The 14,145-nt window shown below is 65.6% G+C and carries 16 protein-coding genes; 4 read left to right on the forward strand and 12 right to left on the reverse strand.

All coding sequences use genetic code 11. The features are described 5' to 3' along the window. The first annotated feature begins 205 nt into the window (after nucleotides 1-205). Nucleotides 206-1,579 (forward strand): MFS transporter, encoded by a 1,374-nt coding sequence (locus tag HNS03_RS10475; protein ID WP_367195140.1) that lies wholly within the window; start codon nucleotides 206-208, stop codon nucleotides 1,577-1,579. 174 nt (nucleotides 1,580-1,753) lie between these two features. On the opposite strand, the gene HNS03_RS10480 is transcribed toward HNS03_RS10475, so the two are convergent. The 3 genes from HNS03_RS10480 to HNS03_RS10490 form a co-directional block, all read right to left on the reverse strand. Continuing rightward, nucleotides 1,754-2,311 carry a superoxide dismutase family protein gene (locus HNS03_RS10480; protein ID WP_367195141.1) on the reverse strand — a complete coding sequence of 186 codons (558 nt, stop codon included), beginning with the start codon at nucleotides 2,309-2,311 and terminating at the stop codon, nucleotides 1,754-1,756. 238 nt (nucleotides 2,312-2,549) lie between these two features. Then, the gene (locus HNS03_RS10485; RefSeq protein ID WP_367195143.1) at nucleotides 2,550-2,795 is read right to left on the reverse strand and encodes a hypothetical protein; all 246 of its coding nucleotides are present in this window, start codon (nucleotides 2,793-2,795) and stop codon (nucleotides 2,550-2,552) included. Nucleotides 2,796-2,877: 82 nt separating this feature from the next. Further along, complete coding sequence (locus HNS03_RS10490; RefSeq protein ID WP_367195144.1) at nucleotides 2,878-3,468, reverse strand: hypothetical protein; 591 nt, start codon at nucleotides 3,466-3,468, stop codon at nucleotides 2,878-2,880. A 185-nt stretch (nucleotides 3,469-3,653) separates the two neighbouring features. Here HNS03_RS10490 and HNS03_RS10495 point away from each other — a divergent pair, with 185 nt between their 5' ends. Together HNS03_RS10495 and HNS03_RS10500 are read left to right on the forward strand one after the other, a co-directional pair. Next, complete coding sequence (locus tag HNS03_RS10495) at nucleotides 3,654-4,217, forward strand: response regulator transcription factor (protein ID WP_367195145.1); 564 nt, start codon at nucleotides 3,654-3,656, stop codon at nucleotides 4,215-4,217. 106 nt (nucleotides 4,218-4,323) lie between these two features. After that, the gene (locus HNS03_RS10500) at nucleotides 4,324-5,109 is read left to right on the forward strand and encodes a LuxR C-terminal-related transcriptional regulator (RefSeq protein ID WP_367195147.1); all 786 of its coding nucleotides are present in this window, start codon (nucleotides 4,324-4,326) and stop codon (nucleotides 5,107-5,109) included. A gap of 120 nt (nucleotides 5,110-5,229) precedes the next feature. Here HNS03_RS10500 and HNS03_RS10505 read toward each other — a convergent pair whose 3' ends face one another. Continuing rightward, nucleotides 5,230-5,805, reverse strand: coding sequence for a hypothetical protein (locus tag HNS03_RS10505; protein WP_367195148.1), 576 nt, complete (start codon nucleotides 5,803-5,805; stop codon nucleotides 5,230-5,232). Nucleotides 5,806-5,807: 2 nt separating this feature from the next. Then, on the reverse strand, nucleotides 5,808-6,296 hold the full coding sequence (locus HNS03_RS10510) for a hypothetical protein (RefSeq protein WP_367195150.1): 489 nt from the start codon (nucleotides 6,294-6,296) through the stop codon (nucleotides 5,808-5,810). A 92-nt stretch (nucleotides 6,297-6,388) separates the two neighbouring features. On the opposite strand from HNS03_RS10510, the gene HNS03_RS10515 reads away from it, so the two are divergent. After that, on the forward strand, nucleotides 6,389-7,165 hold the full coding sequence (locus HNS03_RS10515) for a hypothetical protein (RefSeq protein WP_367195151.1): 777 nt from the start codon (nucleotides 6,389-6,391) through the stop codon (nucleotides 7,163-7,165). A 43-nt stretch (nucleotides 7,166-7,208) separates the two neighbouring features. Here the strand turns inward: HNS03_RS10515 and HNS03_RS10520 are convergent, their stop codons facing one another. The 7 genes from HNS03_RS10520 to HNS03_RS10550 form a co-directional block, all read right to left on the reverse strand. Next, entirely contained in the window at nucleotides 7,209-8,375 is a 1,167-nt protein-coding gene (locus tag HNS03_RS10520; protein WP_367195153.1) for a hypothetical protein, read from the reverse strand. Then, nucleotides 8,368-8,871, reverse strand: a complete 504-nt coding sequence (locus HNS03_RS10525; protein WP_367195154.1) for a hypothetical protein — start codon at nucleotides 8,869-8,871, stop codon at nucleotides 8,368-8,370. Before HNS03_RS10525 ends, HNS03_RS10520 begins: the two co-directional genes overlap by 8 nt. Before the next feature lie 76 nt (nucleotides 8,872-8,947). After that, nucleotides 8,948-9,442 (reverse strand): hypothetical protein, encoded by a 495-nt coding sequence (locus HNS03_RS10530; protein WP_367195156.1) that lies wholly within the window; start codon nucleotides 9,440-9,442, stop codon nucleotides 8,948-8,950. Next, on the reverse strand, nucleotides 9,439-9,897 hold the full coding sequence (locus HNS03_RS10535; protein ID WP_367195158.1) for a hypothetical protein: 459 nt from the start codon (nucleotides 9,895-9,897) through the stop codon (nucleotides 9,439-9,441). The genes HNS03_RS10530 and HNS03_RS10535 overlap by 4 nt, the downstream gene beginning before the upstream one ends. Before the next feature lie 652 nt (nucleotides 9,898-10,549). Further along, nucleotides 10,550-11,296 (reverse strand): siderophore-iron reductase FhuF, encoded by a 747-nt coding sequence (fhuF, locus tag HNS03_RS10540; RefSeq protein ID WP_367195160.1) that lies wholly within the window; start codon nucleotides 11,294-11,296, stop codon nucleotides 10,550-10,552. Then, nucleotides 11,293-13,305, reverse strand: a complete 2,013-nt coding sequence (gene fhuB, locus HNS03_RS10545) for a Fe(3+)-hydroxamate ABC transporter permease FhuB (protein WP_367195161.1) — start codon at nucleotides 13,303-13,305, stop codon at nucleotides 11,293-11,295. The genes fhuF and fhuB overlap by 4 nt, the downstream gene beginning before the upstream one ends. Continuing rightward, nucleotides 13,298-14,107: an ABC transporter substrate-binding protein gene (locus HNS03_RS10550; protein ID WP_367195163.1), complete on the reverse strand. Its 810-nt coding sequence runs from the start codon at nucleotides 14,105-14,107 to the stop codon at nucleotides 13,298-13,300. Before HNS03_RS10550 ends, fhuB begins: the two co-directional genes overlap by 8 nt. Nucleotides 14,108-14,145: the final 38 nt, after the last annotated feature.

A 14,145-nucleotide genomic window follows, 5' to 3' on the forward strand; every position in this document is an offset into this window, starting at 1 on the left:
GCAAAGCCCTGGCGAACGCTCCGAAAGATCCGCGATCGCGACCCTGGTCGAATATCTGAAGACCTGAGGCTGCACCAAACCACGGAGAAGGGCGACGGCAACACCGTCGCCCTTTTCATTGCGGGTCGACCGTATTGCCGAAGCCATTTTGATCTGAAACCGTCTGTCGGGTCGTCAATCCGCAACAGGCTCTCGGTTTCCGACAATGCTTCAGGTCCTGGCACACCGCACCTATCGACACCTCTTTGCCGCCCAGGCGCTGTCTCTTATCGGCACGGGGCTGACGACGGTCGCGCTCGGCCTGCTCGCCTATGACATCGCCGGACCGGATGCCGGCGCCGTGCTGGGCACCGCTCTGGCGCTCAAGATGATCGCCTATGTCGGGATCGCGCCGATCGCGGGCGCCTTCGCCGACCGCCTGCCCCGACGGACATTTCTCGTCACGCTGGACCTTTGTCGAGCGGCTCTGGTGCTGCTGCTGCCGTTCGTGACGGAGGTCTGGCAGATCTACGTCCTCGTCTTCGCCTTCCAATCCTTTTCGGCCGCCTTCACGCCGACCTTCCAGGCGACGATCCCCGACGTCCTTCCCGACGAGCGCGACTACACCAACGCGCTCTCGCTGTCCCGGCTCGCCTACGATCTGGAATCGTTGATCAGCCCGATGCTGGCCGGCCTGTTGTTGAGCCTCATCAGCTTTCATTGGCTGTTCGCCGGAACGACCCTCGGGTTCCTCGCATCGGCCGCGCTGGTGGTCTCAGTCGCGCTGCCGGCGGCGAAGGCGCTCGCGCACGAAGGCGGTATCTACACGCGGATCACGCGCGGCATGCGCATCTATCTGAAGACGCCCCGGCTGCGCGGGCTCCTGGCACTCAGCTTCGCCGTCTCGTCCGCCGGCGCGATGGTGATCGTCAACACCGTCGTCTATGTCCGCGAGGTGCTCGGCGGCAGCGACCAAGACGTGGCGCTCTATCTCGCCGCCTACGGGCTCGGCTCGATGGTGGTGGCGCTGGCACTGCCGCAACTCCTGGATCGGCTCGTGCCGCGCACGGTGATGCTCGTTGGCGGCGGCCTGCTCGGCGCCACGCTGCTGTTCGCGACAGCCAATCCCTATCCGGGCGTGGCCTACGGCCTCTGGGCCGTACTCGGGGCCGGAGCCTCGCTGGTGCTGACCCCGTCGGGCCTGCTCCTACGCCGTTCCTCCCACGCCGAGGACCGGCCGGCGATCTTCTCCGCCCAGTTCGCCCTGTCCCATGCCGGCTGGCTTGTCGCCTATCCGGCTGCGGGCTGGATCGGCGCCCGGCTCGGTCTAGAGACGGCGTTCATCGTCATGGCAATCGGCGCGCTGGCTGGAACGATGGTCGCAACGCTGGTCTGGCCGCAGCACGACCCGGAAGTGATCGAGCACGAACACCCGGAACTCTGGCACACGCATCCCCATGTGCACGACGATCACCACCAACACGCGCACGAGACGACGGAAGATGCCGAACCGCACCGCCATGCCCACCGCCACGGCCCCTTGCGCCATGCTCATCCGTTCGTGATCGACGATCACCACCCGCACTGGCCGAGGGCCTGAAATAGGTGCGCATTGGGCTTTGCCGTAAATCGCCGACTTTTTGAAGCAGAATGAGGATCAGCGAACACCGCTTTCCTCATCCCGCTCCGAATGGCCCTCGGCATCCATGGTCAACAGGTTGAGCCATTTCTTTTCGTTCGGACTGGCTCAATCCGAACGGGAAAGGCTCTCCGGTCAGGTTTCGCCTTCGATCACCGCACAGGCGACCCGGTCTCCGGCATCGCCCGACGGCTGGCTCTTATAGTCGTCCCGACCGCCATGGATCACCAGGGCGAGCCCCATGACGTTGCTATCGCCCTGACCGAGGCTGACGGCCGGGTTCAGGACCTCCGCCCGCAAAATGCCGTCCTGGGCGACATATTGGTTCGGCATATCGCCCGCGTGCGGACCGTTTTCCGAGAGATAGCCGTGCTTGCGCTCGGTAGGATTGAAGTGGCCGCCGGCCGATTTGAACCCGCTTTCCGGATCGCATGTGCCGGTCTCGTGGATATGGAAAGCTACCCAGCTCCCGGCCGGGAGCGTTTCGACCTCGGCACGGATCAAAACGCCGTCTGCGGTCTGAAGAAGATCGGCGGAGCCAATATCGTTGCCGTCGGTGTCGACGAACGTCGCCGTCGCGCTCGGGACGGACGAGGCCGGCCCGTTGCCCGATCCGGTTTGCGCGGCAACCGGCAACGGAAGGGCGAGCGCACCCGCCAGCGAGAGCGCCATCGCGGTGGTGTTCGAGATCATCACAGTCCACCTTTGGGTTTCTTTCGGTCCTTGCCGAACCCGCAGTGCCCCGTGAATGTTCCGCTCTTTCCGCACAGAAAGATGGCCGTCTTTCAGGGGCGCTGTGTACCATAGTCGACCATCCCCTTCCCGCTCCTCGGCCGTATCGCGACGATTCTTTCGGCGATGATCGCAATCCTCATCACCATTGCTTGCTGCCCCAATCCGCGCGGTGGCGCCGGTTCCGGAAACCTTCAAACTAGTCCAGGGTCACGCGGTCATCCTCCTCGCTAACATGGACCTGATAGCCGGATAGGCCCGGACACCTCAGATGCACCCAAGACCCCGGTTCGCCGGCCGGCGTGGCGTCGAGAACCGGGCAAGCCTGAAAATCCAACCGGGAGTAGACGCTGTCGCCGCCAGGATTGTCGGCCTCGTCGGGCTCGCCCGAAAGAGCGGCGGCAGGCGCGAGCATCAACACCCCAAAGACGAGATGACGGATCACGGTCGCTCCTCCAATCATCGAGCCTCATCGGGTCGTCGGGTGAGCTCCGGACTTGGAGCTCCTACCTCCCGCCCCGACCGGACTATTCGGCCGCCCGGATCTCGATCCGGTCGAACTCCACGACGGTCTGCTTGTCGCCCCATGTGCCGCCGAACAGCGCCGGATGGCCGGACGCGCGTAGCACCTGGACCGGCTCCGTCTCGATCACCTCCGGTCCATCTTTCGTCATCGCCCATCCGTTCATCTCCAGCCGGGCGCGGTACTCACGGCCCTGCTTCGACAGCACCAGTCGAGCGCCCTTCTCCTCGAAGTCGGTCAGGATCTGCGCGAGGTCGTAGCCCCGGATGTCCCCGGCGATCTCCACGGAATCGCTCGTCGCATTTCCGCCGGTGGTGCTGGTCACCTGCAGATGCATGTCGTCGTTGGAATTGCCCTGCCGGTAGATCCGCGCGACCACGTTGTTCTCCGGGTCGGAAAACAGCGCCACCTCGACCACCGCCTTGCGGCCGCCAAGCGTCTGCACCGTGCCCAGTTCGGCGGTGAAGTCGGCCGCGATCTCCCAGTCTCTTTCGGGGAGCTCGACCTCGCGCCACAGGAAGACGTTGGGCTGCTCCGGATCGTCGATGTTGCCGGACTGGGCCGTCAGCGTGACGAGCTTGCCCCCATCGAGCACATAGCTCTGCGACCACGGCGGGCGTCGACCGCGAAGGCAACCTGCGCTCCCATGATCCGGACCTGGACAAGCTCAACCGAATCCGTCGCGGTCTCGGAACCGGCGTCTTTCACGAGCAGGCCTTTGCTTCGCGCGATGTAATCGCCAATGCGGCCTACCACCGCGAGGCGTTCGCACCAGCGGGCATGAACCACGTCATGGGCATGACGAGCCGGCTTTCGGTCGGCGAAGCCATCTTCGCTTTCGGTTACGACGAAGAGGACGCGTCGGCTTTGGTCGGCGGACGCGCCGAAACGATCCTGACCCTCCTCCTTCCTGCGTTCGAACACTGCTTCCAGACCCTCGACCGGCGCTATCGCCATCGGGAACGGCTGGCGAAAGCCATTTCCGAGGCCAGTCTGCCGGCAACCATCCTGGACGCGGATGCGGATGTACCGCCGTCCAGCCTGCTTCAGCTCCCCTTGCCCGAGTTGGCCCCGGGGAGCGAAAACCCACCCTATCTTTCCGTGTCGGCGCCCGAGACTTCATCCTTGGCCGCGCGGCTGGCGCACACCTACGAGCTGACGGAGAGGCAGCGCCTGACGGCCGAACTCCTGCTGTCCGGGCTGTCGACCACCGAGATCGCCGAGGAACTCGGTGTCCGATACAACACCGCCCGGCGCCACTGCGAGGCGGTGTTGCAGAAGACCGGCGCCGGCCAGCGCCACCGGCTGGCCCGCATGGCGACCGCCGGAGACCCGTCGACGTAGCGCCCGCATCAACGTCGGCTCCAACGGCACTTTACAGTCTCCCTCTTATGCATTCTCCTTACTGAGATCCGCACCAGGTCGAAGAGCTGAACGACAGGGGGATCCGGTGTTTGACGTAACCGATCTCGCCGATGCCGTTGTGCAAGCAGCAAGGCCGGACGAGGCTTGGCTTGCCTTGTCGCGCCAGCTCGAAGGGCACGGTCTGAAGCGAACGGCGCTGCACACGCGGCTGCCACTCTCTGCTGCCAATCCGTTTGGACATGCCGACACGGGACCCGTGTTCGGCGAAGCCTGGGATGCAGCCTACGATCGACGTTTGCGCGGATATGACGGGGACCTCCGCCGCGCTCAGGAGGCGGATCTGAGACATATGCGCCCGACCCTGATGTTCCTGTCGGTGTCGCGCGCGCCTCTCTTCATCGATCATCGCAAGGTCGTCGCCAACCGCAGAGAAACCGCGTTCAAACCACTTTGCCGCACCATGATCGAAGAGGTCGGTCAATATCAGGCGGCCGCCTTTCCTCTACTGGACCCGACGACAGGAGAAGCGGCCATCCTGTCCGCTTGGGGGGACGAGAACCGCAGCGACTTCAGCGATTTCGTGCTCGCCCACCTGCAGGTGCTGCATCTGGCCGGCCACTTTTTCATGGGCATGCTCGGCGTGAAATGGCCGAACTACGGAAACAAGGTGACCTCCGAGACGCTGTCGGACCGGGAACGCCAAGTGCTTTCGCATCTCGCCAAAGGCATGACGACCGCCACAGTCGCCGATCACTTGGAGATTTCCGACCGTTCGGTGACGGAGTACATTCTCCGCGCACGCCACAAGCTCGGCGCGCGTACCCGGGCGGAGGCGATCGCGCGGGCAACCATCCTGGGCCAGATCGACTAGAGCATTTCCAGGCGAAGTGGGAACCGGTTCGCCGTCCGGAAATGCGTCAAAACAATCAGTTAGAGCCGTTTGTCGATTCGATGAAAAGCGAAACGGCTCTAGGAGCAAAGGCTGGCCGGACTACTTGCCGGGCTCACGCAGATCGACATCACCTTCCAATTCGACCACCAGCGGTTTGCCGTCCGGTTCCGGCACCACCGGATCGCCATCCGCGGCCATCGAAGGAGGCGGTAGTCGAGCCGGGCGGACGGTGGCCCGGAGAAAGACATGCAAGCGATCGCCATCGCGCACGACCTCGGCCCGATCGATCGTTCCTCCGTGCTGGCCGCCCGTCCCCCAGGTCCGCTCGTCTTCGCCGGGCATCATGACGCTCACCCGCGTGACCTCGGCCCCGCCGGCCGGCCCCCTAACGGAAACCCCAACCGACGGCCGCTCCAGGTCCACCCCCGGCTCGCCGGAAACCGCGTCGATCCCGACATTGAGGAAGGTGTCGGTCACTTGCCGAACCAGGTAGCTCCGATCGTTTGCCACATCGTAGGGCACCCAAAGCGCCACCTGCTTCCCGCCGATCGTTCCGGAGAAACGGCCCAGGACCTCATAGTCGTCCGCGATCGCAGGCGTCGCGGCGACAAGTGAGAGAGCGTAGATCGCACCTGCCACGGCGAGACGCCCCTTCGGCGCGCGACGATCGGTCATCGTCACATCAGCACCGGCTGGACGTTGAACGAGCCTCTCACCCGCAGGTCGGATCCGCCGGCCGCCGGCTCCCAGGTCGTAGGATCAAGCTCTTTCAGCTCTGTCGAAAAAACGACGATCCAGCGCCCCTCTGTCAGGTGCGCCTCCACGGTCCCGGATTTGGCGACATAGTTGACCCCGTCTTCGTCTCGGTAGTGGACCGTGTCCAGTTTCGGCGTCCCGAGCGGATCGGCGACCGTGACCTGAAGCGACGGCTTGGGCATGTAGGGTTCGCCGGTGGGAGGCGGCACCGCCTCGAAGGACAGGACGGCGGCGCTGCCGCTGCCCTCGAGCCGGGCTTGCGGGCCCTGATCGGGATGGTCGGCGATCCACATCCGTTGCACTTCGCGTCCCATCGTGACGCTGCCGCGCCCGAGGACCTCCCAATCCTCCGCAACCGCCGGCGCCGCCAAAAGCGCGGTTGCGAGAGCAAGACCTGCGACCTGCCGCATCATTCTCCCCTGTCTCAAAGACGATGATCTGATGTCACGGGCGTAGGAGATCAGCAGGCGGGGCGCCCTCTCAAGTCGTCGATATTGACGACTTGAGACACGCCGATTGCGACCCCTACCTGTTCGGCTACGCCGGAGCCTCCCAAAGCTCCGTCTCGACATCCGAGCAGGAAGGACACGCCCCCATGGTCCGCTTCGCCGTCACCTCGTTTTTCGTGATCGCAACGAGCGCCTGCGTCATCGGCGCACCTGAGGATGCCAGAGCCCAGAACGCCGAAGGAAAGCTCTCCGACTGGTCCGGTGGGGCGGTTGATGTGATGAACTGGGCGCTGACCGGACCGCCGGCCGTCATCGGATCGATCGGCGAAGACGGCGCGATCCGGCTCCACCTGCCCGACACGGTGGATGCCAAGCAGCCGCTCAGCCAGCTTTTCAGCTGCAGCGACGGGAGCGTCACGTCGAACGATCCCGACGCGGAATATTTCATCACCTCCCCGGCCCTGATGGTCGGATCGGTCGCGAAGAAGCAGTTGCTGGGGACCCTCATCGCGGCGACGAACCGCGACGCGGCCGCCGCCCGGGCCGGCCGCGCGCCGATCGCGGCGGGGCGCTACTATCAGTGGCTCTACACGCCGGACACGGTGACGATCGAAGGCGACTGCCGGTCCGACGTCTTTCCCGACGGCACGACCCGCGTCGAGGTCACCACGACCTACGCGATGACGCTAGAGCCCGGCTGGACCATCCTGGAAGTCGAGATGGCCGAGGTGGAGACCTCATCGAAAGGCTTCGCCGTCGCCCGCGACCTCACCTTCCGCACGCTCGACGCCCTGCCTGCCGAGGCGCAATGGTTCTACTGGCCCGAATAAAGCGGCCTCGGGAGGCGTCCGGACCACTCCCCTCAAGGCGCCGTCACGGCATTCGGATCGACTCGATCATGGCATCGACCGCGCGCTGGATCTCCGGTTGGTCGAGGCGCGCCATGCCGACGATCTCCACGTGCATGTTCCCCCGGCCGAGCCAGGCCTGCCGCGTGGCGACCGGAGCGGCAACCTTGCCGAACGAGGCCAGATTGGCGCCGGCCGGCATCTGGCGCACCAGCGAGAACCCGTTCAGGCCGCCGATCTCCAGATCCGGCGTGCTCTTGAGAAGCTTGAGGTCGAACCGCTTCGCCCACGGGTCGTCGCGCACGCCTTCGAAGGTCTTGGTCAGCGGCTCGTCCAGGATCGTGACGCTCAGTCCGGCGTCGGGCGCGCCGCGCACGGTGAGCGAATTCCAGTCCGCGCCCTCGGCATAGGGGCGCTCCTTGCCGGGCCGGATGAACCGTTCCAGAAGCGTGACGCCGAACAGGCGGAGCGGGCCGATCCAGTCGAGACTGACGGTGACCGTCCAGTCCTCCGGCACGTCGATGGTCATCCCGGTATCGTCATGGCGGATACGGCGGATCCCGTCCGGCACGTCGTCCTGTGCGGCCGGAGCCTGGGCCCGCTCCACGAAGGCGGCGGAGCCTGCGCCGGCCCGGGTCGTGAACCGCTCGCGCCAGGCGACGAGCGTATCGACCATGCCGGCGGGATCTTCCAGTCCGTGAAAGCCGGGATAGCGCTTTTCGCGCTCACGTCCCTGGTCCCGGCTGAGCGTTCGGGAACTGAGATAGCGCCAATAGGCGATGTCCTGGTGAAACTCGAAGCTGCGGATTTCGCCCGGTTCCACGGAGCGCACCAGCGTCTCTCCGCGCGCCGACAAGAGGCGCCGGTCGGTGATCGCATAGGCCCAGTTCGCGCCGCGTCCCTTCCAGATCGACCGGAGAAGAACGCCCGCGCCGGCAACGAGGAACAACGAGATGGCGACGCGCGGGATCGGGCCCCATGGCTGGTCCGACGAAAACACATAGGGGTCGATGACCCCGCTCGCCTCGGCGAGCCCGCCGACGATGAAGGCCAGGCAGGCCCCGACCGCCAGCGGCGAAACGAAGGTGCTGGGCCGGGGTCCACCCTGCCAGAGCACCCGCTCGCCCGGCTGCAAGTGCCGCGCGATGCGGGGATCGAGCTCGCCTTCGTTGCGTTCCGTCAGCTCAGGCATGGGCATCGCGCCGCGCCGGCTGGTGCGACTTGTCTCCCCAGGCCTCGGCGATCCACGCCGTTAGCATCGCCTGCTCCTCGTCGTAGAATTTGGTGTAGAACACGTTGGAGAACGGCGTCCGTTCGCCGTCCGTGACGAGGGCCAGACGACGGCCCGGGCGGTTGTTGGTATCGAACTGGACGCGCTCGATCTCGATCCGGCTCTCGCCATTGAGGCGCGCCACGCGCCGCTGCGTCCCCAAAAGCTTGCGCTGCTCGAACCGGACCTCGCCGGCGTCCCGGTCGAACACGATGCGCTCGAGATAATTCTGGCGGACAAGCAAGGCTCCCATGATCGCGGCCATGAATAGGGCCATGAAGATGGCCGAGGGTTGTTCGATGACGATGATGACAAAGAACACGACCGGCAGCACCGCATACACGACGCCGAAGACGACCGCCCTGACGTTCCAGCCGCCGACCACGAGACGCGCCGGGCTGCGCTCGATGACCTTCATGAGAGTTCCCTGATCGATCCGGGCACCGGGACACCGCTCGGCGACCCTCCCGTTCCCACCTCGAGCCGTTCCCGCTTTACTGCCGGAGTTCGACGTCGACCTGCCCCGATACGCTGACCGGCGCCGCACCGTCCTTCGGCATGTAGCTCGTCCGATCGTAGGCGACGGCGGTCGCCTCGAAGGCGAACGAGACATGGTCGCCCGACATCTTGAAGTCGGTCACCTGCAGGCTGCCATTCCCCTCCTCGACCATGTAGAGGCCGTCCGAGGTCCAGAGCTCCAGCCCCGATCCGGTTGCGGATGGTCCGGGCCGAAACACGCTTAGAGCGAGCCGCGGCTGATAGAGGTCCCCGTCGCGGCAAGTGAATCCATCCACCGACAGGATCCCCATCGATTTGACGGGGCCGGTGATCTCCGCATGGGCGTCCCCCTCTTCGACCAGGTAGGGAACGCAGAATTCCATTTCGGTACCGTCGACGGTCGCCGTCACGGAGCCCATGGCCTCGTAGTCCAACGCGAAAGCGGGCGTCGAAAGAAGCAGGATCAGCGCTGCCGTTATCCGAGCGATCATCGAATTCCCCTCACCGTTACACCTTCTGGAAGCGACGCATCCGAGACCCGCATCGGAAGACACTGGCCCACCCGGCATGCACCGATCTCGATTTCCAGCGGAACCGGCCGGCACGGCGAATAGCCGCGCTGGAACACGCGGAACGTCGTCGTGCCGTCGCCATTGTCGACGGGGCGCGGATCGTCGGCCGGACGCGGCAGCGTGGCCCCGCCCATCGTTGCGCCGGACGATAGCGGGCTTGCCGCGTCGGAGACCCGCAAGTCCCGCGCCTGGGTGGACAGATCCGACGGATAGGTCTCGAAGACCTCCACATCGCAGCCGCCGGCGATCTCCGTCTTTTCGACGCTCAGAACGATCTTGTCGCCGTCGGGCGGGCCTCCGGTCGTCGTGCAGGCGGTGGCGGCAAACGGCGCCACCGCGAGGACGGCCAGGGCTTTCGGAGAACGATGTCGCATCCAGTCTCCCTGTGCCCGACGAAGCCTCGAAGAGCCGAATGGCCCGGTGCGTCTGACATAGGTTGAGGATGGGGACAGGCCTTGGTTGCCTCAAGTCGGCAAAATTGACGACACGCCCAATACGGAAAGGGCGGCCTCATGAGAGGCACTGCCCCGCACAACGAGCTTGAGGCTCGCGGAGATCCCGCGGCGACGGCATCTCGCTCGATGGGAAGGGCTGGGTCTCGTCGCGCCCGGCCCTCCTCCTCCCGATGACGATGCCCAGGACGAACCGGACGACTTCCACCCGTCATGCCCGTGCCGCGGCAAACGCATGATCGTCATTGAGGTGTTCGAACGATGGAGGGAGCCGCGCGCGCGAGACAAAGCGGTCCGTCCGCATCCATTCCGACGCTTCCAGATGGCAGTCCCTCCCTCCCCGGCAACGGCTAAATCCGAAATCCCCATAGCCCATCGCCGGGGGCCGCGGGTTCCTTCCCCGGGGACTTTCGTACACCTGCCAGCACCCGAAATTCTTCACGTGAGCGGACCGGCAGATTTCGACTCAACACAGAAAAAGCCGATACTACATACGGCTAACGCTATCCTGATCTGCACAGGGACCGCATCTGTTTCTCCCCTTCCGATGCGGCGAAAAGTTCAAGTCGAACCGCTACCGACCTGCCTTGTCGGCGGGACGAATCGGGCAAGTTTTGCAAAAAGCCAGTTCCGGGATGAGATAGCGCACACAACAAACTCGCCGCTGGCGCTGAATCGTTCCGTCGAGGTCGACGTGGCGGATCGGCTCGAAGAGCGGATTGGGGCGGCCGTCGGCGTGCCGGCGCGATTGCAGCAGGGTGCGCAGGGCGGCGACTTGAGACGTGTCGGCCCCAAGCTGCGCTTCGCCACGGACGAGGACCGTTTCTACCGCGGTGCCGGCATTGTTCCAAATCACCTTGGGGGAGAGGCCGCTATCCCGCGCCACCGCTTCGACGACACTCCTCACGTGGTCGTCGAACAGCTCCGCATAGCGCGACTGGCCGGGCGTCTCGTCGAAGGGCCCGCCTTGATGCGGAAGCCTGACCGCGACGACGCGACCATCATCGGCCAGCACCAGCGATGTCTCGCGCCCCGACACCGGCAACCGCCAGTCCAGCGCGAGGTTGGCAGCCAAAACCGGCGTGACAAGCCGCGAAAAGTACCACTTGCTCCATTGCGAGGCGACGGCGCGGAGATCGCGACCGACATTCCGCGCTGGATCCTGGCCGTATATCTGCGCAAATCGCGAGAGCAATTTCGGTAAGAGCTTCGGCGACAGCGCTTCTTCGACCGGAACGGCGGGACGGGGGTCGTCGACCACCAGCATCTCGCCCAGATGTTCGAGCGGTCCGGTGAAGATGGGCGCAAGAGCGGGGATCATCGCCGCACCGCGAGCCAGATGAAATAAAGCCCGCCCAAGACGGTGGCGATGTGGCCGGCGGGGACCTGCCACGGAAAGGCAAGGATCCGGCCCAGCCAATCGGCAAAGACGAGCAGTACGCCACCCAGAAGCCCGGCTCCGACCGTCTGTACGGCCGCACCCCGCAGCCCGCTCATCCGAACGATGTGCGGCGCCATCAAGCCAACGAAACTCAAGGGGCCGACGATCAGCGTGGCGGCGCCGGTCAGTCCGGCGGCCATCGCCATCACGGCGAGGCGAGCTCGTTCGATCGGAACGCCCACCGCCCGGGCGACCGGGTCTCCGAGCGGGAGGACTTCCAGCCAGCGGCCGACCAGCGGAACGGCGCAAATACCACTCACCGCGATCACCGCGATCCCGGCAACCTCCTGCGGCCTAACCGAGTAGGTCGAACCGGACATCCAGGCCAAAATCTGCGTGATCCGCCGGTCGCCGAAATAGACAGCGACCGCCATCAAGGATCCGGCCAAAGCGGTCAGAGCAAGCCCGGTGAGCAACATCCGATCCGGCGCATAGGCCGATCTCCGACCGATCCGCAACGCGACGGCGAGAAAGGCGAAGGCGCCGACGGCCGCGATCGCCATCATCGCACTTCGGCCGAGGGCCGGGAGAAAGACAGCGGCAGGAATCAGCATGAGAACGGCCCCGGAGGAGACCCCGAGAAGCTCGGGGCTGGCCATTGCATTTCCGGTCAGCCGCTGCATCTGGCTGCCGGCGATGCCAAGCATGATGCCCGCACCCATCGCCGCCACCAGCCGCGGCAGGCGCAAAGGCAGGAGATCGCCGAACGTCTTCCCCGTCGCAACCTGCCAGCCTTCCGGGATACGGCCAACGCAGAGGGCGAGCGCAATGACGGCGGCGGCGAGCGCTGCCACCAGCAGAAGCCAACGGCCGGCAGGAACGATGTGGCCGAGCCTGATTTCGATCGGATGCCGGTCGACCCGTCCGACCTGCCCGGTGCGCATCCGTCGGACCAGCCAGATCAGCAACGGAGCGCCGAGAAGCGCCGTGACTGCGCCGGCAGGAATCGAAAGTCCGGGCACGAGCGCAAGAAGGCCCTGGTCGGTGACGACGAGCAAGCCTGCCGCCAGCAACGGGGCGACCACCAGACGGTCCGTGACCCGCCGTGCGCCGAGAGAACCGGCAAGTGCTGCTCCGGCCAGTCCGATGAAGCCGACAATGCCGACCTGAGCGGCGACGAAAGCCGGAGGCCCCACCGCAACCGCCAGCGCGAGCCCCCGCGCCAGGCCGGGCGAGAGGCCGAGGCTCCGGGTCATGTCGCTGTCCAACCCCAGGATCGTCAGCAACCGTCCCAGAAGGGAGGCCAACACAAGAGTAGCAAGCGTGACCAGACAAAGCACCGTCGCCGGTCGCCAGGTGCTCTGTTCCAGTGAGCCGGCCTGCCAGACCAGCAGACTGCCGAGCTCTTCGAAATGGGCGAGGATCATCATGCTGGAGAAGGCTTCCAAGCACAGTGACAGCACGAGACCCGACAAGATCACGAAGAGTGGCGAGAAATCGTGTCGGCGGGCAAGCAGCAGAACGAATCCGAGAACACCGACGGCGCCCGCCATCGCCACCGGCGCGATCCCGGCGCCGAGCATTTCCGGCAGCCAAAGCATCGTGACGACGAGAGCTGCGCGGGAGCCGGAAAAGAGACCGAGCGTTGCCGGCTCGGCGAGCGGGTTACGCAGCACCTGCTGCAGGATCGTGCCCGAGAGCCCGAGTCCAGCCCCTGCTGCCAGCGCGACCACGAACCGCGGCAGCACGGAATAATGGGCGACGAGCTCGTCGATATTCTCAGGATCGGGCGCAAGGAAAACCGACCAGCTCAGCCCTCCCGGCGCCAGCCGCGACAGGTTCAAAAGCATGAGGGCCGATCCGGCGAGCACGAGCATACCCGCGACCACGACGGCGCGGCCAGCCGGCCAGCTTTCGACCCGCTCCCCTGTGCGCACGACGTCAGCCATCGTTTGGCGCGAGCTCCGAAAGCCGATCGCCGAGAAGCGCGGCGAACCGCATCGCGGTGCGCAGCCCGCCGTTCGGATAGACGACAGGTAGCCGGACGACGCGTCCGGCCCGGACCGCCGGCAGTGCGGTCCACACCGGATTGTCCGACAGGCGTTGCATCGCCCGCTCGGTCTCTGTGCCGCGATCGAAGTGGACGATCGCGGCCTCGGGAACGTCGGCGAGGCGGCGCAGCGGTGACGACGTCACACCGGATCCGTTCACCGATCCCTGCCATGCATTCACGAGACCGGTTCGAAACAGGACATCGCCCACAAGCCCCCGTCCCCCGAAAAGGGCCATGTGACGCCCGTCCTCCATGAAGCGGCAGACGTAGATCGGTGGAAGCGAGAAGGCTGCCAGACGTGCGCGGGTCTCCCGCAGAACCTCGCCGCAGGCTTCGGCTACGCCGTGCGCCAGGCTTTCCCGCCCGACGAGCTCGGCAATGGCGAGGAGAATCGCCGTGGCATGCTCGATCGCCGGCGTGCGGCCCGGAAAGGTCGGAAACGTTTGCACCGGCCCGGCCAGGGACAGATTGGCCTGGGTCGCCGCCTGCCAGTCGGCCGCCAGGATCAGATCGGGCGACAGGATGCGCAGATATTCGAGATTGGGTTCCTGAAGGGATCCGACGTCCCGCACGCTCGATGGAAGGTCGGGTTCGGCCACCAGCCGCCGGTAGAGCGGAATATTCGCGATCGCCTGAGGCGTCAGTTCGAGCGTGAGAACGAGCTCCGTCAGCAGGAGGTTCAGCGTCACGAGCCGCATCGAGGTGGCCGCCGAACCGGGCCGCACGAGGAGTGCCG

The organism is Amorphus sp. 3PC139-8 (genome assembly GCF_040750475.1).
Taxonomy (GTDB): domain Bacteria; phylum Pseudomonadota; class Alphaproteobacteria; order Rhizobiales; family Amorphaceae; genus Amorphus.